Source organism: Acidisphaera sp. L21 (genome assembly GCF_009765685.1).
Lineage (GTDB): Bacteria > Pseudomonadota > Alphaproteobacteria > Acetobacterales > Acetobacteraceae > LMUY01.
Genome location: NZ_LMUY01000007.1, coordinates 62942 through 84938 on the forward strand (window position 1 = coordinate 62942; position 21997 = coordinate 84938).

19 protein-coding genes are annotated in these 21997 nt (G+C 69.5%); 3 read left to right on the forward strand and 16 right to left on the reverse strand.

Annotated features, from left to right (window positions below; all coding sequences use genetic code 11):
- Positions 1–219 precede the first annotated feature (219 nt).
- Together GSQ76_RS01130 and GSQ76_RS01135 are read left to right on the forward strand one after the other, a co-directional pair.
- Positions 220–1218 (forward strand): DUF2125 domain-containing protein, encoded by a 999-nt coding sequence (locus GSQ76_RS01130; protein ID WP_158742072.1) that lies wholly within the window; start codon positions 220–222, stop codon positions 1216–1218.
- A 58-nt stretch (positions 1219–1276) separates the two neighbouring features.
- Complete coding sequence (locus GSQ76_RS01135; protein ID WP_158742073.1) at positions 1277–1747, forward strand: YcgN family cysteine cluster protein; 471 nt, start codon at positions 1277–1279, stop codon at positions 1745–1747.
- Positions 1748–1757: 10 nt separating this feature from the next.
- Here the strand turns inward: GSQ76_RS01135 and GSQ76_RS01140 are convergent, their stop codons facing one another.
- From GSQ76_RS01140 to argH, 4 genes are read right to left on the reverse strand one after another with little or no spacing between them, the layout of a single operon-like run.
- Positions 1758–4346 (reverse strand): DUF4175 domain-containing protein, encoded by a 2589-nt coding sequence (locus GSQ76_RS01140; protein ID WP_158742074.1) that lies wholly within the window; start codon positions 4344–4346, stop codon positions 1758–1760.
- Positions 4343–5677 carry a diaminopimelate decarboxylase gene (gene lysA / locus GSQ76_RS01145; RefSeq protein WP_158742075.1) on the reverse strand — a complete coding sequence of 445 codons (1335 nt, stop codon included), beginning with the start codon at positions 5675–5677 and terminating at the stop codon, positions 4343–4345. Before lysA ends, GSQ76_RS01140 begins: the two co-directional genes overlap by 4 nt.
- Before the next feature lies 1 nt (position 5678).
- Positions 5679–5801: a hypothetical protein gene (locus GSQ76_RS32310; protein WP_256366949.1), complete on the reverse strand. Its 123-nt coding sequence runs from the start codon at positions 5799–5801 to the stop codon at positions 5679–5681.
- Positions 5798–7213, reverse strand: a complete 1416-nt coding sequence (gene argH, locus GSQ76_RS01150; RefSeq protein ID WP_254070171.1) for an argininosuccinate lyase — start codon at positions 7211–7213, stop codon at positions 5798–5800. The genes GSQ76_RS32310 and argH overlap by 4 nt, the downstream gene beginning before the upstream one ends.
- Before the next feature lie 12 nt (positions 7214–7225).
- Between argH and GSQ76_RS01155 the strand changes: the two genes are divergently transcribed.
- Positions 7226–7771, forward strand: coding sequence for a TlpA disulfide reductase family protein (locus tag GSQ76_RS01155; RefSeq protein ID WP_254070172.1), 546 nt, complete (start codon positions 7226–7228; stop codon positions 7769–7771).
- On the opposite strand, the gene recN is transcribed toward GSQ76_RS01155, so the two are convergent.
- From recN to murD, 12 genes are all read right to left on the reverse strand, one after another.
- Positions 7768–9444, reverse strand: coding sequence for a DNA repair protein RecN (recN, locus tag GSQ76_RS01160; RefSeq protein WP_158742076.1), 1677 nt, complete (start codon positions 9442–9444; stop codon positions 7768–7770). The two genes, GSQ76_RS01155 and recN, sit on opposite strands and share 4 nt — an antisense overlap.
- A 49-nt stretch (positions 9445–9493) precedes the next feature.
- On the reverse strand, positions 9494–10369 hold the full coding sequence (locus tag GSQ76_RS01165; protein ID WP_158742077.1) for an outer membrane protein assembly factor BamD: 876 nt from the start codon (positions 10367–10369) through the stop codon (positions 9494–9496).
- An 85-nt stretch (positions 10370–10454) separates the two neighbouring features.
- Positions 10455–11417 (reverse strand): UDP-3-O-acyl-N-acetylglucosamine deacetylase, encoded by a 963-nt coding sequence (gene lpxC / locus GSQ76_RS01170; RefSeq protein WP_254070173.1) that lies wholly within the window; start codon positions 11415–11417, stop codon positions 10455–10457.
- Between the two features lie 167 nt (positions 11418–11584).
- Positions 11585–13174: a cell division protein FtsZ gene (gene ftsZ / locus GSQ76_RS01175; protein WP_158742079.1), complete on the reverse strand. Its 1590-nt coding sequence runs from the start codon at positions 13172–13174 to the stop codon at positions 11585–11587.
- A 46-nt stretch (positions 13175–13220) separates the two neighbouring features.
- Positions 13221–14531 (reverse strand): cell division protein FtsA, encoded by a 1311-nt coding sequence (gene ftsA, locus GSQ76_RS01180; protein WP_408836149.1) that lies wholly within the window; start codon positions 14529–14531, stop codon positions 13221–13223.
- A complete protein-coding gene (locus GSQ76_RS01185; protein ID WP_158742081.1) occupies positions 14528–15400 on the reverse strand; it encodes a cell division protein FtsQ/DivIB in 873 nt (290 codons plus the stop codon). The genes ftsA and GSQ76_RS01185 overlap by 4 nt, the downstream gene beginning before the upstream one ends.
- 58 nt (positions 15401–15458) lie before the next feature.
- Positions 15459–16376, reverse strand: a complete 918-nt coding sequence (locus GSQ76_RS01190; protein ID WP_158742082.1) for a D-alanine--D-alanine ligase — start codon at positions 16374–16376, stop codon at positions 15459–15461.
- Positions 16373–17308 carry a UDP-N-acetylmuramate dehydrogenase gene (murB, locus tag GSQ76_RS01195; RefSeq protein WP_158742083.1) on the reverse strand — a complete coding sequence of 312 codons (936 nt, stop codon included), beginning with the start codon at positions 17306–17308 and terminating at the stop codon, positions 16373–16375. Before murB ends, GSQ76_RS01190 begins: the two co-directional genes overlap by 4 nt.
- A complete protein-coding gene (gene murC, locus GSQ76_RS01200) occupies positions 17305–18732 on the reverse strand; it encodes a UDP-N-acetylmuramate--L-alanine ligase (RefSeq protein ID WP_158742084.1) in 1428 nt (475 codons plus the stop codon). The genes murB and murC overlap by 4 nt, the downstream gene beginning before the upstream one ends.
- Positions 18729–19823, reverse strand: coding sequence for an undecaprenyldiphospho-muramoylpentapeptide beta-N-acetylglucosaminyltransferase (gene murG / locus GSQ76_RS01205; RefSeq protein WP_158742085.1), 1095 nt, complete (start codon positions 19821–19823; stop codon positions 18729–18731). The genes murC and murG overlap by 4 nt, the downstream gene beginning before the upstream one ends.
- Positions 19820–20941, reverse strand: coding sequence for an FtsW/RodA/SpoVE family cell cycle protein (locus GSQ76_RS01210; protein ID WP_158742086.1), 1122 nt, complete (start codon positions 20939–20941; stop codon positions 19820–19822). Before GSQ76_RS01210 ends, murG begins: the two co-directional genes overlap by 4 nt.
- Positions 20941–21997, reverse strand: a 1057-nt coding sequence (gene murD / locus GSQ76_RS01215; RefSeq protein WP_158742087.1) for a UDP-N-acetylmuramoyl-L-alanine--D-glutamate ligase, incomplete at its 5' end; no start/stop codon positions are given. The genes murD and GSQ76_RS01210, both read right to left, overlap by 1 nt.

Consider the following 21997-nt stretch of genomic DNA (forward strand, 5'->3'; position numbering starts at 1 on the left):
TTGAGGCCCTTTAACACTGATGTCATGAATTCATAAATCGGCAATAAGATTTTCTACCTTAACTTACTGAAATGGCTTGATTTATGATTTTCTTCGGTGGGTGGCGCGGCCTGATGGGCTCAACCGATCGAGTCGGCAAGCCGCTGGAGGGCGGCGGCCTGCGGGTGCTGTGGATGAGCCGTGATTTTGGGGTCATCCCCACCCCGCCTATAAGGCCGCATGAGCCGTCCCCTCCGTCTGTGCCTCATCGCCGTCGCGGTCATCGTCATGTTGGCAATCGCCGATACCGCCGGGTGGTGGTGGTTGACCGCTCGGCTGGCGAGCGAGGCGACGGCCTGGCAACAGGACCGGATTGCCGCCGGCTATCGCGTGACCGCCGGTGAACCGGCGCGGGCTGGATGGCCGTTCCATGCCGAGTTGCGCATCCCCAACGTCGCGGTGGCGACAGGCACGCCGGGCGCAGCCAATGCCGTCGCCTGGCAAGGTGGGCAAGCCCGGCTGATCTACGTGCCCTGGCGCCCGAGTGAGGTCGCAATCGACCTCGATGGCCCACAATCCGTCCAATTGGGCAACGCGCCGCCGGTGACGCTGGCGCTGGACACGCTGGATCTGGCCGTGCCGCTGAACCAATCGGGCCAGGCGGGCGGTTTCGTGGCCACGATGCGCCGGCTGCAATTCGCGGTACCGGCCGGCACGATTGCAGTCGACTCCGTTTGGCTGAAGGTGGGGCCGCAGGATCTGCGGGTGGCGCTGTCGGCGCTGACGCTGCCGGGTCGCGCGATGCCGCTGGGGCTGACCATCGGGTCGCTGGATTTGCATGCGAGCAGCACCGTTCCCCTACCGGATGCGCGCGAGCCGGCGGCTGCCGCGACAGCCTGGCGGAACGCTGGCGGGCAAATCGTGGTGAACCAGTTCGCGTTGGGATGGGGTCCGCTGGATCTGCACGGGACGGCGATGTTCACGCTGGACCAGGGATTGCAACCCAGCGGTAATGGCACATTACGCATGACCGGGTTTACCGAGGCGGTGGATGCGCTGGCGCGCACCGGGGCGATCACCCGCAACGACGCACGGGTCGCCGGCACCTTGCTGAGCCTGATGTCGCACAGCAGCGGCGATGGCGTGCCGCAGGCGGACCTACCGTTTGCATTTCGCGACGGGCTCTTGTCCGCCGGGGCGATCCCGTTGATGAAGCTGCCGCGCCTCGCGCTGCCGTGACCCGCGACGTTGGCCACGGCGGGTATGGTTTCGATCGAACGACAGGCTGACTGACCCGATGGACGATCCGTTCTGGAAGACGAAGCGGCTGGACCAGATGACCACGGACGAGTGGGAGTCACTGTGCGACGGCTGCGGCCGGTGCTGTCTGCACAAATTGCGCGATGATGTGACGGAGGCGCTGTCCTTCACCAACGTCGCCTGCCGCCTGCTGGACCTGCATAGCTGCGCCTGCAGCAACTATCCCCGCCGGCAGGAACAAGTGCCGGATTGCGTGTCGCTGACGCCCGAGGCGCTGGACGAGATCGACTGGCTGCCGCCGACTTGCGCCTATCGCCGGATCGAGGAAGGGCGTGGCCTGGCCTGGTGGCATCCGCTGGTATCCGGTGATCCGGAGACGGTGCATACCGCCGGGATCTCGGTCCGCGACCGCGCGATCAGTGAGGAGCGGTCCGGCCCGCTGGAGCAACACATCGCCGACTGGCCCGGCCGTACGCCTCGTACCCGGCGGCCTGCGCCAAAGGTTTAGGCCGCCGGGTCTAGTAGGACTTCAGAAGGCGGTCGATGTAGTCCAACTCGCCTTGCGGCCTGGTGCGCTCGCCCTCGCGGCGACGGAGTTCGGTCTGTAGTTCGCGGGTGCGGGCCTGCTCCATCTGGTCGGGCACGTGCACGTCGCCGCCATCAGCCCGGCCGGAGGTACCGTCGCGGGTCGGCCGGCCCAGCGGGTCGCGGGGCACATCGGGGTCGTCACCGGTCTGGCCGTTGGTGCCGCCATCGGCGTCGCGCTGGCCGGGACCGTTGCCATTGTCATTGTCATCCTGGCCGTCGCCCTGGCTCATCTGGTCGCCGGGACCGTCGCCCTGGCCTTCGCCTTCACCCGGCATGATGGATATCCCCAGCGATTGCGCCATCTGCTGGCTCATTTGCTGTTCGCCCTTCTTCAGCGCGTCGGCGGCGCGTTGCTGGGCGGCACCCGCCTCGCCATCCTTGCCAGCCGCGAGTGCCCGGCCCGCCTGATCCATGGCGATGTCCGCCTCGCTCAGGGCATCTGGAACCTTGCCCGTGAGGTCACCGAAATTCTGCATCATCTGGCCGAGCGCACGGCGCAGCGCCTTTTGCTGGCGACCGTCGGTATCGCGGGTGGCCTTGTCGTCGGCGGGTTTGTCACCGGGTGGCTTGTCACTGGGTGGCTTGTCGCCTGCGGCCTGCTGGTCGTTGGCAGGCTTGCTGTCGGGGGCTTCGCGGGCCTGGGCACGCTGCTTCATAGCGCCTTCGCGGTCGATCATATCCTCCGCGGCGCCCATTTGCTGCTGGCCGCGCTGGCGTTGCTGCCGGGCCTGCTGGCGGTCGCCGCTGGGGTTCGCCTCCGCCTGCTTCAACTGCTCCAGCATCTTCTCGAGCTGATCCAGCTTCTGCTGCGCCTCGTCCATGCGGCCGGCCTTGGCAGCGTCCTTCATCTCCTGCGTCAGCTTGTCGAAGTCTTGCTGGTTCAGCGTGCGCTGCGATGGGTCGAACGGCATCAGCGTGCCGTCCTTGCGGGCCTTTTCCGCGAGCGCCTGCAGATGCCGCTGGATCTCGCGGCGAAGCGCATCGGCCTTACGCTCCATGTCGGTCTTGTCGCCCTTCTGCACGCTCCGCTGCAGGGCGTCGCGGGCCACCTGCACTGCCTGTGCCGTACGGGCGACGGCATCGTCCTCCAACTGCAACGCCAGCGCCCATAGGCGGGCCTGCGCCTCGGTAATCGTCTCGGGTGCGCCGCTATGCTGCAACAGGGTGGAGGTGCTGCTCAGCGCCAGGAAGATCGTCGTGTTGTTGTCGAACGCCTCGGGCGCCTCGCTCAGCGCCTCCAGGTCAGAGGCCGCCTGGGTGTGCTCGTCCGGCGCCAGGCTCAGGCGCTTGCGGATTTCGATCACGGCGCGGGCCAGCGGGTTCTTGAAGGGCCGTTCCGGCAGGGTGAAGCCGGCAGCGCTGCTGGTGGCGCGGTGGCCGGGCGCATCCTTTGCCACCAGGGTTGCGACGACCGGTAGGCCGGCCCAGGGGTTGGCCGTCATGTCCTGGCTGGGCGCACCCTTCGCCTGCTTCGGCGACCCGCCGGGCAGGGGGATGTTGATGGTCACCGGGTCGGCGGACGGGCGATCCTTCAACCGCAACTCCGCCACGACGGAGGCAACGCCGTAATCGTCGCTCGCAGTCCAGGGCAAGCGCGTCTGCAACCGGCGCTGGCCGCGGGCGGCGCCGGGCGGCTCGGTCCAGGCGATGACGGGCGGCGCATCCGGGATCGCCGTGACGTCCCAATGGCCGATATCGCCACCGCGGCGCCGCACCGTCAGCATTCCGGAGTTACCGATGTCCCGCTCCGCCTGCCAGCTCGCAGCGTCCAGCGCGGTGAAGGGGGTGGCCTCGTCGCCGAAGCTCATGCTCGGCTCGCCCGAACCACCGGTCAGGCTCACGGTCAGGTGGGACCCGGCGGGAACGCTGACGGCGCCGGTGTCGGCGCGGAGAAACACGGGCGGCAGGCCGGTGTAGGAGGGCGGGGTCAACCACGCCTGCAATTGGGGGGCCGGCACGGGAGTGCCCTGTGGCAGGCCGGGCCAGATGGATCGCACCAGCCGGCCCGGGATTTCTGGCCCGGCGACCACCAACCCGGCCACCAGCACCACCGCCAGCGCGGCGCGCGTGGCGCGGACGTCGGCCTGGGGAATACCGGGATGCGGCCAGCCGGCCCGCAGCCGGGTGACCTGCGCCGTCGCACGGTCGATATGGGCCTGCCACAACGCGGCACCTGCCTCGTCGGCGAAGGCGGGGGTGTCGTCGATGACGACCAATGGCCGATGGCGCAGGCCGGACGACCGCTCCAACCGCCGGTCGATCTCCGTTTCCGTCGGCGCGTGCAAGGGGCGCAGACCGCGCCATACCAAGGCCGCCAGCGCCAGCACGACGATCGCGATCAGCCCGAGATGCCACCAGATCGGCAGCATTGCCGGCAGATCGAACAGCGAGATGGCGATCCAGAGGCCCACCACGCCAAAGGCTGGCCACAATGCGGGCCACACACGCTCAAACCACAGCACACGCCGCGCGCTCGCCCGCCGCCCGGCCAACCGGGCACGCAGGTCGCGCCGCCTCACCGTGCGGCCAGCCAGTCAGGGATCGTTTCGTTGGCCCATAGCGATTCGAGAGGCTGCCGGGGGCGAATCACCGCCCAGCGATCACCGTCGACCATCACCTGGGCCGCCAGCGGGCGGGCGTTGTAGGTGGAGCTCATGACCGAACCATAAGCACCCGCATCGAGGATCGCCACTCTTGCGTGCGGGGCGAGCGGCGGGAGCAGCCGACTTCGCGCAAAGGTGTCCCCGGTCTCGCACACGGGGCCGACGATGTCGGTGTCGGACACGGCCGCGACGGCGTCGGCCGCGCCAAGTGGGACGATGCCGTGCCAGGCGTCGTACATGGCCGGGCGCACCAGGTCGTTCATGGCCGCGTCCAGCACGGTGAAGCGACGGCCGGCGGTGGTTTTGGTGAGCACGACGCTGGCCAGCAGAAGCCCGGCGGGGCCGGCAAGCCAGCGGCCCGGCTCGATCATCAGGTCCAGCCCCATGCCGCCCAGCATGGCGCCGACGGCACCGGCGAAGGCGGCAGGCGAGCCCTCCACTTCGTCACGGTAGCTGATGCCGAGGCCGCCGCCGCAATCCACGCGGCTGACGGTTTGCCCGGCGGCGCGCAGGGTGCGGACCAGGTCGGCAACCCGCGCGAAGGCGGCGCGGTAGGGTGCGGTGGTGCCGATCTGGCTGCCGATGTGCAGCGCCAGGCCGACGGGACGCACGCCGGGGAGGCTGGCGGCGTGGGCGTACAGCGCGGCGGCGGTATCCAGCCCGATGCCAAACTTGTTGTCGGCGCGACCGGTGGTGATCTTGGCGTGCGTGCCGGCATCCACGTCCGGGTTGATCCGCAGCGCCACCGCCACGCTGTGCCCGGCGGCGGAGGCGACGGCGGACAGCACCTCCAGCTCCTCGGCGCTTTCGACGTTGATCTGGGCGATGCCGGCCTGCGCCGCTTGCAGCAATTCCGGCGGCTGCTTGCCGACGCCGGAGAACACGATACGGTCCGGTGGAATGCCCGCCAGCAGCGCCCGCTGCATCTCGCCGCCGCTGACCACGTCCGCCCCGGCGCCACCGGCGGCCATCAGGCGCAGGATGGCGAGGTGGTCGTTCGCCTTCACCGCGTAATGCACATGCGCGCGCAACGGATCGAAAGCCGCCCGCAGCGCCGCCAGGCGGGCCCGCAGCGTGCCGGCCGATACGACCCAGCACGGCGTGCCGACCGCGTCGGCGATGGCGGAGAGCGGCACATCTTCCAGAAGCAGGCCATCCTGCGCGTGCATGCTGAGGAATGGGCGGCCGGCCAGCAACTCGGCGAAGCTGGGTTCGGCCGTGTCGGGGACCGGGGCGAGCGCGGCCATTCTAGAGGCTCGGGTAGCTGTGGGGATAGGTGATCTGGTCCGCCGGGCCGGGGGCCACCGGGTTGCCCTTCTTGCCGCAGCCGGCGAGCGCCAGCAGGGCTAGTAGAACCAACGCCGCCCTCATACGAGGGCTGCCTGCCAGCGGGCGGCTTCCCGGGCCACGTTGGCCGGGGCGGTGCCGCCGTAGCTGGTGCGCGACGCCACGGAGGCGTCGACGGTGAGCACGTCGAAGATTGCCTGGGTGATGCCCGCCTCCTCCGCCTGCATGTCCGCCAGGGTCAGCCCCGACAGGTCGACGCCCTTCGCCTCCGCCTTGGCGACCAGGCGCCCGGTGACGTGGTGGGCGGTGCGGAATGGCAGGTGCAGCACGCGCACCAGCCAGTCGGCCAGATCGGTCGCGGTGGCGAAGCCACTGCCGGCGGTGGCGCGCAGCCGGGCCAGATCGGGCTGCAGGTCGCGCACCATGCCGGCCATCGCGGCCAGGCTCAGGGCCAGGGCATCGGCGGCGTCGAACACTGGCTCCTTGTCCTCCTGCGTGTCCTTGGCGTAGGCGAGCGGCAGGCCCTTCATCACCGTCAGCAGGGCGACCAGCGCGCCCATGATGCGGCCGGTCTTCGCCCGCGCCAGTTCGGCGGCATCCGGGTTGCGCTTTTGCGGCATGATGGACGAGCCGGTGGTGAAGGCGTCCGATAGCCGCACGAAGCCGAACGGGGCGGAGCACCAGATCACGATCTCCTCCGCCAGGCGCGACACGTGAATGGCACAGATGGCGGCGGCCGCCAGGAATTCCAGCGCGAAATCCCGGTCCGACACCGCGTCCAGCGAATTGGCGGTCGGCCGGTCGAACCCCAGTGCGGTGGCGGTGGCATGGCGGTCGATCGGGAATGACGTGCCGGCCAGCGCGGCGGAGCCGAGCGGGCATTCGTTGAGGCGGCGGCGGGCGTCGGCGAACCGGCCGCGATCCCGTGCCAGCATTTCCACATAGGCCAGCATGTGGTGACCGAAGGTGACGGGCTGCGCGGTCTGCAGATGGGTGAAGCCGGGCATCGGGTCGGCGGCGTGCTGCGCGGCGCGATCGGCCAACGCGCGCATCAGTTCGGCCATTTGGACATCCAGCCCGTCCATCGCGTCGCGCACCCAGAGGCGAAAATCCGTGGCCACCTGGTCGTTGCGGCTGCGGCCGGTGTGCAGGCGCTTGCCGGCCTCGCCGATGCGGTCGGTCAGCCGCGCCTCGATGTTCATGTGGATGTCTTCGAGGTCGGTGTCGAAGCTGAACCGCCCGGCCTCGATCTCCGCGCCGATCTGCTCCAGCCCGGCGCGGATCGCCGCCTCGTCCTCCGGCTGGATGATGCCGGCGCGCGCCAGCATGGCGGCGTGCGCGAGGGAGCCGCGAATATCTTGCCGCCAGAGCTTGCGATCGAACCCGATCGAGGCGTTGATCTCACCCATGATGACCGCCGGACCTGCCGCGAAGCGACCGCCCCATTGCGCATTGGCGGTGACGTTCCGACGTTCCGGGTCGCTATTTGCTGGCAAGGACCTATCCTGATGACCGATGTGACACGTCGCGGCCTGGTCGCCGCGGCGGCGGGGACCCTAGCGTTGGCGACCCCGCTCCGCAAACCGCGGGCGCAAGAAATCCAGGGCATCACGGCGTTGCGTCTGATGTCGCCGCCCCGCAAGCTGGACCTGCACTTCACCGATGCGGACGGCGCCCCCCGCTCGCTGGCGGATTACGCGGGCAAGACGGTGGTGCTGAATTTGTGGGCGACCTGGTGCGTGCCGTGCGTGCGGGAGATGCCTGCGCTGGACGACCTGGCCAAGCTGGTGGCGCGGGATGACGTGGTGGTGCTGCCGGTCTCCTCCGACCGCGGCGGGGCGGCGGTGGTGCGACGGTTCTACGCCGACCACCAGATCGCCAATTTGCCGGTGCTGTTGGACCCGAAGAACGCCCTTGCCTATTCGCTGAAGGTCCGCGGCATCCCGACCACCCTGCTGATCAACCCACAGGGGGAGGAGGTTGGCTGGTTGGAGGGCGCGGCGGATTGGTCGTCACCGGATGCGGTGACGGTAATCCGCAAAGTGCGCGGCTAGGCCGCGCCCAGCAGGCTGTCGGCGGCGGCGCGGGCCGCCTCGGTTACGGTTTCGCCGGCCAGCATGCGGGCGATTTCCTCGCGCCGGGCGGGGCCGTTCAGCGGGCTCACCTGGGTGCGAACCTGTCCGGCGGCCTCCTGCTTGGCGACGCGCAGATGGGCGGCGCCGCGGGCTGCGACCTGGGGGGAGTGGGTGACGACCAGTACCTGCACGCCATCTGCGACCCGGGCCAGGCGGTCGCCGACGGCCGCGGCGGTAGCGCCACCGACGCCGGAATCCACCTCGTCGAAGACCAGTGTCGGTACGGCCGAGCCGGTGGACAGCACGACCTTCAGCGCCAGCATCAGCCGCGACAACTCGCCGCCGGATGCCACGCGGTCCAGCGCGCCGGGTGCCTGGCCGGGGTTGGTGGCGATCAGGAACCGCACGGCATCGGCGCCGGACGGGCCCCACTTCGCCTCGTCGAGCGCGGCGACGTCGGCGACGAAGCGGGCGCGGTCCAGCTTCAACGGAGGTAATTCGCGCATCACGGCGCGGGCCAGGCGGTCGGCGCCCTGCTTGCGGTTGGCGCTGAGCGCGGTGGCGGCATCGGTGAAGGCGGTGCGGGCGGCGGCGGATTTCGCCTCCAGCGCCGTGATTTCGGCCGTGCCGCTGTCCAGGGCCGCAAGTCGGGCGCGCAGGCGGGCGAGAAAGGCTGGCAACTCCACCACGGGGATGTTGTGCTTGCGGGCGGCGGCGCGCAGGGCGAACAGCCGCTCCTCCGCCTGTTCCAGCAGGCGCGGATCGGCATCCGCCTCGTCCGCCAGGCGGCCGAGCAGGGATTCGGCCTCGGCCAGCGCCTCCTCCGCGCGGTCCAGTGCGGCCAAGGCGGGGGCTGCCGGGTTCGGGTCTGCGGCACCCAGGCGTTGCAGCGCGCGGGAGGCAGCGCGCAGGGCAGCGGCCGGGCCGGGGCTGCGGCGGTCGCGCGGCGCGATTTCGGCCACGGCCGCGGCAATTGCCTCCGCCCGGCGTTCACCCTGTTGCAGGCGCTGCCGTTCGGTGGCGAGGCGGTCTTCCTCCCCCTCCTCCGGCGCCAGCGTTGCGAGTTCGTCAGTGGCGTGGCGCAGCCATTCCTCCTCCCGCGCCGCCTCCGCGATCTGGGTGCGGGCGGTGTCCAGGGCGGTGCGGGTGGTGCGCCAGGCGGTCCAGCTGTCGAACACGGCGCGGCGCAAGGCGGGTTTGGCGGTGTAGCTGTCCAACAGGGCTGCATGGCCCGCCGGGTCGGCCAGGCCCATCTGGTCGTGTTGGCCCTGCACCTCCACCAGCAGCGCACCGATCCGGCGCAGCAGCCCCACGCTGACGGGCTGGTCGTTCACCGTGGCGCGGGACCGGCCGTCCTTGCCCACCACCCGGCGCAGCACGATTTCGTCCTCCAGCTCGACCCCTTGCTCCGCCAGCAGGGCGAGCGCGGCGTGCCCGGAATCCAGCGTGAAGCAGGCGGCGACGCTGGCCTGGTCGGCGCTGTCGCGCACCAGCCCCTGCTCGGCCCGGGCGCCCAACGCCAGGCCGAGGCTATCCAGCAGGATGGACTTGCCGGCCCCGGTCTCACCCGTCAGCACCGTCAGCCCCGGGCCGAATTGCAGGTCCAGGCGCTCGATCAGCACCACGTCGCGGATGGAAAGGGTCGTCAGCACGGCGGGGCGCCGGGTCGGCTGCGCGTCACAAGGCCGAGTCGGCTGCGCCTCAGAAGATCGACCCGACGGTCCGCCGGAAGAAACCGGGGCGTGCGGAGGCGGGGCGGTCGTCCGTCACTTCGCCGTCGGCCACCAGCGTGCGGTAGCTGTCGGCATACCAGGGGTTACCCGGATAGTTATGGCCCAGGACGGCGGCGGTCTTCTTCGCCTGGTCGGTCAACCCCAGCAGCAGGTAGATCTCGGTCAGCCGGTGCAGCGCCTCGGGCACGTGGTTGGTGGTCTGGAAATCGTCCACCACGCGCTGGAAGCGGCCGATGGCGGCGGTGTACAGGTGCTGCTGCTCGTAATAGCGGCCGATCTCCATCTCCTTGCCGGCGAGATGGTCGCGGCAGAGGTCGATCTTCAGCCGGGCGTCGCGGGCGTAGGCGGAGTCGGGGAAGCGGTTCACCACCTCCTGCAGCGCCGTCATTGCCAGCTGCGTGCCCTTCTGGTCGCGCTGAATGTCGGCGATCTGCTCGTAATAGGACAGCGAGCGCAGGTAATAGGCGTAGGCGATGTCCCGGTTGGTCGGGTGCAACTGGATGAACCGGTCCAGCACCGCGATCGCATCGGAATAGTGGTTCTGCAGGTAGTCCGCATACCCGTGCATCAACTGCGCGTTCACCGCCCAGGTGGAGTACGGGTAGTACTGCTCCACGTTGTCGAACTGGGTTGCGGCCAGGGTGTAGCGCTTCTGGTTCAGCGCATCGATGCCATTGCTGTACAGCTGGTCGACCGGGGTGTTTTCCGGGCTGAGCTTGGCTTTTTCCGCAGCGTTGATGGTGTCGGAATCGCCATTCCACGGCGTGATGCTTTTCAGCGTCTCGCAGCCGCCCAGCAGCAGGGCGAGCGTGACGCAGGGCAGGAGTCGTTTGGCTAGCAACATGGCACCGGGTTCCAGGACTTGCGGCGCCTTATAACGGCGGGATGGCAGGAAGCGAAGCGCCGTGTTGCAGTCGTCGACGCAGAGGTTAAACCGGGGCGGCGGCGGCGGCCATGGGAACGGCGCCCCAGCCGGCAAAACTGGGCGCATCGGCCCACGTCCAGGCGGAGCGATCGGCGAACAGAGCGCGCAGGACCTTGTTGTTCAAGGCATGCCCGGGGCGATGCGCCACCAGCCGGGCCTTCAGCGGCGCGCCGGCCATGGCCAGGTCGCCCACGGCGTCCAGCATCTTATGGCGCACGAATTCGTCGGCCATTCGGAGACCGCCCGGGTTCAGCACCCGGTCACCCTCCACCACGACGGCATTGTTCAGGCTGCCGCCCAGCGCCAGCCCGGCGGCCTGCAGCCCGGCGATATCGGCGGCCATGGCGAAAGTCCGTGCCTCGGCCAGGTCGCGACGGAAGCTTTCTTCGGTCAGCCGCAGCGTCATCGCCTGGCGGCCGATCGCACCGGCGGCGAAATCGATCGACACCGCCATCTCGAACCCATCGGACACGACGGGGCGCAGTTCCACGAACGCCTCGCCATCCGACACGCGGACGGGGCGGAGGATTTCGATCACGCGGGTCGGCGCGTCCTGTTCGACGGTGCCGGCGCAATCCAGCAGGAAGATGAAGGGTGCGGAGGAACCGTCCAGCACCGGGACCTCGGCGCCATCGACGGCCACCACGGCGTTGTCGATCCCGCAGGCGGCCAGCGCGGCCATCACGTGTTCGACGGTGCCGACGCGCACATCCGGCGCGTGCGGGTGGGACAGCATGGTGCACAGCCGGGTGTCGGTGACGTTGTCGAAACGGGCGGGAATATCCATCCCGTTGGGACCGATATCGGTGCGGCGGAAGACGATGCCGGCGCCTGCTGCGGCCGGTAGCAGTTCCAGCTTCACGCGTTTGCCGGAATGCAGGCCCACCCCAACACAACCGATCGCTGCGGCAAGCGTGCGCTGCCGGGTGCGGGCGATCGTCGTGAAATCGGGGGGAAGTCCATCCATACGCATCGCCTCACAGGGGCCATCATGGCCGAAATCGGTCGCTGCGGGCGCGCTTTTGTCAGCGGCCCGGGGGCAAACTATGGCCTGCCCCCGGGATATCAAAGTCAATCATTGTTGCCGAGTATTTCGACGGAACGCGCTGTTTTCAAACGAATTTTCGCAGTGCGTTACGACGATTGGCGACGCAGGAAGGCGGGGATGTCCAAACCCATCTCCTCGGTATGTGTCGGGCGTACCGTGGCCGAGGCATCCGGCTGGTTAGCCAGTGATGGCTCCGAACGCTGCTGCGGCTCCGGCGCAGGGGCCGGGGCGGCGGAGCGACCGCGGATGGCACCGGTGACGATCCCGAACAGGCTGTTGCGGGCGGGCGGCGCGGCTTGCACCGGGGCCTGCTGGGCCACCACCGTTGGCGCATCGGTGAACAACCCGGCACGTGGCGGCACGAACGGACGCTGGGCCTGCACGGGCGCGGCAGCTGCAACCGGCGCTGGGGCGGCGACCGGCCGTTGGCGAGGCTGCTCCTGCGGGGCGGCATGCATCACTTCCGGCTCGGCGGCCGGCTGACTGTACTGCTGCTGTTGCGGCACGGCGGGTGCGCCCATCAGGCTGACGGTGTTGGGCTGCGCCATCGGCATGGCGACCTGCGGCTGCATGGACGGGATCGGCATGGCGTGGGCCGGCTGCATGCCACCCGTCGACGCCGCCGGCATCGGCTGCGCGACCGCGACGGCGGCGCCACCACCGCCGACTGCAACCAGGCGGGGCCGCTGCGCCTCGACCGCCTGCACCGTGTCGATGCCGGTGGCGACCACGGACACACGCACGCGGCCCGACAGATTCTCGTCCACGGCGGAGCCGAAGATGATGTTGGCGTCGTCGGCCACTTCCTCGCGGATGCGGTTGGCGGCCTGGTCGACCTCGAACAGGGTCATGTCCTCGCCGCCGGTGATGTTGATCAGCAGGCCGCGGGCGCCGGACATGGAGGTGTCTTCCAGCAGCGGGTTGCTGATGGCGGCCTCGGCGGCGCGGATAGCGCGGTTCTCGCCCTCGGCCTCGCCGGTGCCCATCATGGCCTTGCCCATCTCCGCCATCACGGTGCGGATGTCGGCGAAGTCCAGGTTCACCAGGCCGGGCGCCATCATCAGGTCGGTCACGCCGCGAACGCCCATATACAGGACGTGGTCGGCCATCTTGAACGCTTCCTTCCAGCCGGTGCGCTCGTTGGCCAGGCGGAAGAGGTTCTGGTTCGGGATCACGATCAACGTGTCGACGTAGCTCTGCAGTTCGGCGATGCCGGCATCGGCCGACTTGGCCCGGCGGCCGCCTTCGAAGGTGAAGGGCTTGGTCACCACGCCCACAGTCAGCACGCCGCGCTCACGCGCCATGCGGGCGATGACGGGGGCTGCACCGGTGCCGGTGCCGCCGCCCATGCCGGCGGTGATGAACACCATGTGGGTGCCCTCGAGGTGACGGGCCAACTCCTCGCTGGCTTCCTCGGCGGCGGCGCGGCCGATCTCCGGCTTGGCGCCGGCGCCCAGGCCCTGGGTCAGATGTGGCCCAAGCTGGATGCGACGGTCGGCCCGGCTGTGCATCAACTGCTGCGCGTCGGTGTTGGCGACGACGAAATCCACGCCCTGCAGGTTGAGCGCGATCATGTTGTCGACGGCGTTGGTGCCACCGCCGCCAACGCCGATCACGGTAATCCGGGGCGTGAAATCGGTGTGCAACTGCTGCGGGACGGTCAGATTGAGGGTCATGAATTTCCTCCGTTAATGGGGGTGTGAGGGAACAGGCCGGGGATCATCAGACCCGGTCCCGCAAAAAGCTGACGATGCGGCGGACGAGGCCCGCCGGACGTTCTTCGGCGCCGAGGTCGAGGTCGCTGAGGCTGCGGCCCTCGCCGGAGGCCCACAGCAGCAACCCGGCAGACACGGCGAAACCCGGCCCGGTCGCCGAATCCGGCAGGCCGCGCAGGATGCGGATATCGGGGCGGCCGAGCCGGACCTGGCGACCCAAGATGCGTGCCGCCATCTCCCGCGCGCCGACCAATTGGCTGGCGCCGCCGGTCAGCACGACGCGGGTGCCGGCGGCATTGCCGAGCCCGGCCCCTTCCAGTCGGTCGCGAACCAGTTCGAACGTCTCTTCGAGACGCGGCTTGATGATCGACACCACCATCGAGCGGGGGTAGCGCGCATGGGCATGGTCGTCCTCCCCTACCATGGGCACGGTCAGCATCTCGCGCTCGTCATCCGGGCTGCCTTGGGCGGATCCGTTCAGCGTCTTGATCCGCTCGGCTGCGGTGACGGTGGTCGACAGCAACCGGGCGATATCGTTGGTGACGTGCTGGCCGCCGACAGGAAGCTGCGCGGTGTGCAACAACTGGCCCTCGGAAAACACCGCCATCCCGGTGGTGCCGGCGCCCATGTCGATGACGGTGGCGCCCAGTTCGCGCTCGTCCTCCACCAGGGTGGACATGCCGGCGGCCATCGGGGCGGAGACGAGTTCGGCGATGTCGAGTTCGGCGCGGGCGGCGGTGGCGCCCAGGTTGCGCAGCGCCATGGAGAGCGCGTCGATGACGTGCAAGCGGGCGGTCAAGGTTTCGCAATGGTGGCCGCGCGGGTCGGCGACGCCGGGCGTCTCGTCCACGCTGAAGGTGAGCGGGAGGGCGTGGATCGTCTCCCGTCCCTCGGTGATGGCGCGGGCGCGGCCTTCCTGCACGACGCGGCGGATATCGGCCTCGGTCACGGCGCGGCCGCCGACGGGCCATTGCACGTTGAACAGGCGGCTTTCCGGCTGGCCGCAGGTGAGGTTCACGGTGACCGAGCGCAGGCGGTGGTCGCTCATATCCTCGGCCTGGGCCACGGCGCCGCGGATGGCGCGCTCGGCTTCCTCGAGGTCGGTGATGCCGCCGCCGCGCACGCCGCGGCCGCGCTGCCAGCCCATGCCGAGCACGCGAAGGGAGCCATCACCCTCCGTCCGGCCGATGAGGCAGACGACCTTGTTGGTGCCGATGTCCAGAACGCCGAACGGCCCGGCGCGCATGGCGCGGGCCCGGGGCGGCGGATCGGCCGGCATCGGAGGGGGCAACACCGGGCGGCGGGACATCTCGTTCACGCCTTTTTGCCCGTCGCGGGGCCCTGGTTCGGGGCAGACGCCGAGGGCTGCGGGCGGACGACCAGCCGGTCTGGCAGGCGCATGTCCACGACCGCGAGCGGCCGATCCAGCAGGGATTCGCTGGATTGCAGTTCCGCCAATTTGGCCAGGGCCTGCGGGGCAGCGCCTTCGGGCAGCAGCACGTCGGTGCCGTTCTTCATCCGCAGGTTCCAGCGGCGCTCACCCACGCGCACGGCGGCCACGACGCGGGATTTCAATGCCGGCTGGGCGGCCAACGCTTCCAACAATGTCGTGGCGGCTTGCGGGGCGCCGGCGCCGACGACCAATGGCAGTTCACCGAAGGCGGCGACGTCCTCATTGGCGACAACCTGGCCGTCGCGATCGATCAGCACGAACTTGCCCTGGTTCTGCCAGATAGCGAAGGGCCGCCGCTCGACCAGGTTGACCACCAGCGTGCCGGGCAGACGGCGCTCCACGGCGGCGCTTTCCACCCAGGACAGCGTCTCGATCCGCTCGCGCGCGCCATTGATGGAGAAGCCGAGCATGGAGTCGCCGAGGTGCACGCCCAATGCCGCGTTCAACAGCACCTCCGGCGTGTTGCTGCGGCCTTCGATGACGATCTTCTGCACGCGCATGTTGGCGGCGGACGCCATGCCATCGCGCAAGCGGGCGACAGTGCCGCCGGGTTGGGCGGAGTGCACCAGCAGCAGGGCGCACATCACCAGGGCGAACCCGCCCATGCCCCATATCGCCGGGCGCAGATACCGCCGTTGACGACGCAGCAGCAGCTTCAGCCCGGATGGGCGGCGCGAGACGTCGCGCGGTTGCGGCAGTGCCGGCGTGGGGCGCGGACGGGTTACACGCGGCATGCAGCGTGCTCCACCATCACGATGGTTGCTGGGCACTGCGTGGGGCGAGTGGCGATGGTCATACCCGGCACGCCGCGTTCGCAACCATCCACGCGCATAGCGCGGGGAAGGACATGCCGAGATACGCCGCCTGCTCCGGCAACAGAGACGTTTGGGTCAGCCCGGGCTGCGTGTTCACTTCCAACAGCACTAGACGCCCAGGCTCCCCGGCCGTGTCGTCGTAACGCATATCCGCCCGCGTCGCGCCGCGGCAACCCAGTGCTTGATGCGCGCGCAGGGCAATTTCCATCGCCTGGGCGAAGATCGTCGGATGCACCTTGGCGGGCAGTGCGTGGACGCTGCCGCCATCGGCGTATTTCGCCTCGTAATCGTAGAATCCGTCGGCCGGGGTGATATCGGTGACGGTCAATGCGCGGTCGCCCAGCACACCCACGGTCAGTTCACGGCCGGGCACGTATTCCTCGACCAATGCCTCGGTGCCGAAGCGCCAGCCGGCCGCGATCTCGGCCCGGCGGTTGCCGCCGTGACGCATGATCTCCACCCCGACCGAGGAGCCTTCGTTCACCGGCTTGATGACGTAGGGCAGCGGCATCGGGTCGGCGTCGAGCAGTTCGGCGACCGGCATCACCCGGCCCTTCGCCACCGGCAGCCCGGCGGCAACGAACAGCGCCTTGGCCGCCTGCTTGTCCATCGCGATGGCAGAGGCGCGGACGCCGGAGTGCGTATAGGGAATGCCTAACCAGTCCAGCACGCCCTGGATCGAGCCATCTTCGCCGAACCGGCCGTGCAGCGCGTTGAACACGACGTCCGGCGCCGGAGTCAGCGCGGTGATCAGCGTGGTCAAATCCGGCCCGACCTCGATCGGGCGCACGTCGAACCCGGCGTCGCGCAAGGCTTCGATCACCTGGCCGCCGGTGGCGAGGCTGACTTCGCGTTCGGCGGAGATGCCGCCGTACAGGACTGCGACTTCCTTCATGCGACGACCTCCGGCCGGCCGGCCGGGATGCCGATGCGCTTGATCTCCCATTCCAGCGTCACACCGCTGGCGGCGTGGACCCGACGGCGGACTTCTTCGCCCAGCCCCTCCAAGTCGGCGGAGGTGGCGCCGCCGGTGTTGAGCAGGAAGTTGCAGTGCTTCTCACTCACCTGCGCACCACCGCGACGCAGGCCACGGCAGCCGGAGGCGTCGATCAGCTCCCACGCCTTCATGTCCGGCGGGTTGCGGAAGGTGGAACCGCCGGTGCGGGCGCGGACGGGCTGCGTCGCTTCGCGGCTGATGCGGATGTCGGCCATGCGGGACGCGATCATCCGGGGGTCGCCGGGTTGCGCGTGGAAGCGCGCCCGCACCACGACGGCGCCGGGCGGCAGGCTGGCATGGCGGTAGGCGAAATGCAGTGCCGGGGCGGCCAGGCGCGCGATGCCGGCGGAGGTGACGATTTCCACCCAGTCCAGGCACCCGGCGACATCGCCACCGTAGGCGCCTGCGTTCATCGCCACCGCACCACCGACCGAGCCGGGTATGCCAGACAGAAATTCCAGCCCGGCCAATCCGGCGGCGGCCGCATGCTCGGCGACGTTTGCGTCCAGCGCGGCGGCACCGGCGACCACGCCGTCGCGTTCGGTCACCACGTCGCCAAAGCCGCGGGCCAGGCGCACGACGACGCCGGTGATGCCGCCGTCACGCACGATCAGGTTGGAGGCTGCGCCGATCACCGTCAGCGGCGCGTCCATTGGCAGGTCTTGCAGCAGGGTCGCCAGATCGTCGGCATCGGCGGGGCGCACCAGCACCTCCGCAGCACCGCCGACGCGGAACCAGGTGAACGCCGCCAATGCCGCATTGGCCTGCACGCGCCCCACGAGGGACGGCAGGCGTTGCAGCAAATGCGGGGTGGTAGGAAGCGCCATCATGCCGACCGCCGCGTCCCACCCTGCAGCTTGGTCAACTGGTCCGGCAGGGCGGCCGCCCAGGCGGTGATGTTGCCGGCGCCGAGACAGATGACCATGTCGCCGGATTTCGCGATGGCGTGGATCATTTCGGCCAGGTGTTCCGGGCCCGGTAGTGGGACGACGCTGCGGTGGCCATTGGCGCGCAGGCCGTCCACCAGGGCGTCGCGGGTGACACCGGGGATCGGCGCCTCGCCGGCCGCATAGACGTCGGCCACGATGACGGTGCCGGCGTCGTTCATGCAGGTGCAGAACTCGGCGAACAGGGATTGCAGGCGGGTGTAGCGGTGGGGCTGGACGATGGCGATCACGTCACGGGCGCCGGCCTGGCGGGCGGCCTTCAGCACGGCCATGATTTCCACCGGGTGGTGGCCGTAATCGTCGATGACGGTGATGCCGCCGGACTCGCCGGTCTTGGTGAAGCGGCGCTTGACGCCCTTGAAGCCGAGGATGGCGCTCTTCAGCGTCGCCTCGTCGATCTCCATCTCGACGCCGATGGCGATCGCGGCCAGCGAGTTGGAGACGTTGTGCTGCCCCAGCATGGGCAGGCGGAACGGACCCATGCGGCGGGAGCGGTTATGGGCGCGGTCATTGACCATCACCTCGAACGTGGCGCCCATCCGGTCGGAAATCACGCGCTCGGCCCGCACGTCGGCCTGGGGGCTGAAGCCGTAGGTGATGACCCGGCGGTCCGACAGGCGGGGGATCATCTGCTGCACCGCCGGGTGGTCGATGCACAGCACGGCGAAGCCGTAAAACGGAATGTTGCCGACGAACTGGTCGTAGCCGGCGGTCATCGCCTCGGCACTGCCCCAATGGTCCAGGTGTTCGGCGTCCATGTTGGTGACCACGGCGATGGTGGCGGGCAGGCGCAGGAAAGAGCCGTCGCTCTCGTCCGCCTCGACCACCATCCAGTCGCCGGCACCGAGGCGGGTGTTGGAGCCGTAGGCGTTGATGATGCCGCCGTTGATGACGGTCGGGTCCAGATGCGCGGCCTCCAGCACCGAGGCGACCATGGAGGTGGTGGTGGTCTTGCCGTGGGTGCCGCCGATGGCGATCGCCCAGCGCAGGCGCATCAGTTCGGCAAGCATCTCGGCGCGGCGGACGACCGGGATGAGGCGGGCGCGAGCGGCCACGACTTCGGGGTTGTCGCGCTTGACGGCGGTGGAGGTGACGATGACCTGAGCGTCGCCCACGTTGGCCGCGTCATGGCCGACGGCGACGGGAATGCCGCTCTCGCGCAGGCGCTTCACGTTGGCGCTGTCGGCGATGTCGCTGCCCTGCACGGAGTAGCCGAGGTTATGCAGCACCTCCGCGATGCCGGACATGCCGATGCCGCCGATGCCCACAAAATGGATCGTGCCGATGCCGAGCGGGAGCGCCCTCATGCTGCGACCCTCGCATGGGAGAGCACGAGATCGGCCAGGCGGGATGCGGCATCCGGCTGGGCAACGCTGCGTGCCGCCTGCCCGGCAGCGGCCAGCGCGGCCGGATCGGCCAGCAGGGTGGCGATGCGGTCGCCCAGCGCGGCGATGCCGGATTGCGGGATGACCCACGCGGCGCCGGCCTGGGCCAATGCCTGGGCGTTCGCGGTCTGGTGGTCGTCGATCGCACCCGGCAGCGGCACCAGGATCGCGGGGCGACCGGCGACTGCAAGCTCGGCCACGGTGGATGCGCCGGAGCGGGCGATGACGAGATCGGCCTGGGACAAGCGTGTGGGTATGTCGGTGAAGAAAGTGGACAACTCTGCGGAAATACCTGATTCGGCGTAGGAATTGCCTACACGCGTGATGTCTTCGGGACGGCATTGCTGCACCACGCGCAAGCGGGCGCGCAGATCGGCGGACAGCGACGCAAGGGCGGATGGCACGGCGTCGCTGAACACGCGGGCGCCGAGCGATCCCCCCAGCACGAGGATGTGCAGCGCGCCATCGGCAGCGCGCTGGGCGACGGCGCGGGTGAAGTCCGGACGGACCGGATTGCCGGTCACCACCGTGGCGACACCCTGCGGGATACCGGCGGTGTTGGCGACGGACAGCGCCAGCACCGTGGCGCGGCGAGACAGCATACGGTTGGCGCGGCCCAACACCGCATTCTGCTCGTGCAGGACGATCGGCGGGGCATTGCGCATCAGCCGCGTCGCCAGCACCGGCGCCACGGTGGGATAGCCGCCGAAGCCCACGATCGCCGCGGCGTCGATGCGGCTTAGGATGGATCGGGCCTGCAGCGCACCGGCGGCCAGGCGACCCACGGCCACCACGCCGCGCAGGCCCCGACCGGCAATGCCGGCGCCACGCAACACGTAGACTTCACGACCCTGCCAGCTCTCGGGCAGCTTGGCGGCGGCGCGGGCGTCGGTCATCAGCGCCACGCGATGGCCGCGGTCGACCAACTCGCTTGCCAGCGCCTCGGCCGGGAAGAAATGGCCGCCAGTGCCGCCCGCCGCGATGACGATCGGCTTCACTGCCGGTCCCCTCACGACACGTCGCCGTGGTGGCGACGCCGGGTCAGCGCCAGCAGCATGCCCATGCCGAGCGCGATCGCGATCACCGACGATCCGCCGTAGCTGACGAAGGGCAGCGTCATGCCCTTGGTCGGGATCAGATGCAGCGTGCTCGCCATGTTCACGAAGGCCTGCAGGCCGAAGCTGGTCACCAGCCCGGCGGAGGCGAGGATCACGAACTCATCATGCTCGGCCAGCAGGCGGAGCAGGCCGCGCATCACGATGAAGGCGAAGATGCACAGCACGAGCAGGCAGACTACCAGGCCGAACTCCTCCCCCATCACGGCGAAGACGAAGTCGGCATGGGCGTCGGGCAGGATGTCCTTTACACGGCCCTCACCGGGGCCGCGGCCGAGCAGGCCACCGTTTCCGAAGGCCTCAAGCGCGGTGTTGACCTGGTAGGAGTCGCCGACCGCGGGGTCGAGGAACCGGCTAACGCGGCTACGCACGTGCGGGAAGAAGGCGTAGGCGCCCACGCCGGACGCGCCGAGCATCGCCACGCCGACACCGACGAAGAACAGGTTCAGCCCGCCCACGAAGAGCTGGGCGAAGAACACCGCCGTCACCACGGCCAACATGCCGATATCGGGCTGGCTTTTCAGCAGCATCAGGATCACGCCGTAGACGCCGAAGGCGATGGCCATGCCGGGGAAGCCGCGGGTGCGCTTGCCCTCCGCCAGCAGCCAGGCGGCGACCACGGCGAAGCATGGCTTCAGGAATTCGCTCGGCTGCAGCGACAGGCCGGGCAGCGCGATCCAGCGCCGGGCGCCCTTGATCTCGACCCCGGTCACCAGCGTCATCGCGGTGAGCACCAGGGCGATGACGCAGCCGGCCAGGGCAAGGCGGCGCACGCCCTTGGGCGACAGGAGCGACGTGCCGATGACCACCCCTGCGGCGGCCATCAGGAAGAACACCTGCTTGAAGATGAAGCTGTCGCGGCTGACGTGGATCCGCTCGGCCACCGCCGGGCTGGCGGCCAGCATCATGACGTAGCCGAAGCCGATGAGGATCGCGATCGCCAGCAGCGTCAGCCGGTCGATCGTCCACCACCAGCGGCCGAGCGTGGAGGTATCGGCGCGGGACAATGCGGGCATCAGGCAAGCCCCCGGGCGAGTTCGGCGAAGCGTTCGCCGCGGGCGGGGAAGCCGCTGAACTGGTCGAACGAGGCGCAGGCTGGCGAGAGCAGCACCACCTGGGCGCCGGTTCGGGCGGCGGCGGCGCGGGCGGCAGGCACCGCCTGCTCCAGCGTCCCGACGATCTCGTGCGGGGTGTCGCCCAATTGCTCGGCGAGCATCGGGGCATCGCGCCCGATCAGCAGCGTGTGGGCGATGCGGGGGAAATACTCGGCCAGGGCCGCGATTCCGCCGGACTTGCTGACGCCGCCGGCGATCCAGACGATGCGGTCGTAGCAGGCCAGCGCGCAGGCGGTCGCGTCCGCATTGGTGCCCTTGCTGTCGTTGACGTACGGCACGCCGTCCACTGTGGCGACCAGTTCCTGCCGGTGCGGCAGGCCGGGGAAGGTGCGAATGCCCTGCGCCAATGTCGCGCGGTCCACGCCCAGATACAGGGCGACGGCAGCCGCCGCGGCGGCGTTCTGGCCGTTGTGCTTGCCAGGCAACGCGACTGCCTCAGCCATATTAAGGATTGGTCCATCTGCGTCGCGCAGGATGCCGTTGTCGCACCAGACATCGGCCGAATGCGCGCCAGACACGGTAATGGCCCCACGATCTGCCGCCATCGCCTGGCTGGCAGGATCGTCCGTGCCGACCACGGCCAGGTCGCCAAACGCCTGGCGATCGAAGATCGCCCGTTTTGCGTCGGCATACCCGGCCATGTCGCCGTGGCGCTCCAAATGATCAGGGCTGAGGTTCAGCATCACGGCTGCATCGAACCGCAACGATGCGATTCGCTCCAACATGTAGGATGACATTTCCAGAACGTACAACCCATTGTGGTCTAGCGGGCACAGTGCGAGCGCGGCCGGTCCCAGATTGGCGCCAGCCTGCACCGGGCGGCCAGCCAAAGTGAGGATGTGTGCGATCAACGCCGTGGTGGTGGATTTGCCGTTCGTCCCGGTGATGCCGACGAAGCGGGCGCGTGAGCCGGTGGCCCGGACCGCCTGAAACAGCAGCTCCGCATCGGTGTAGATC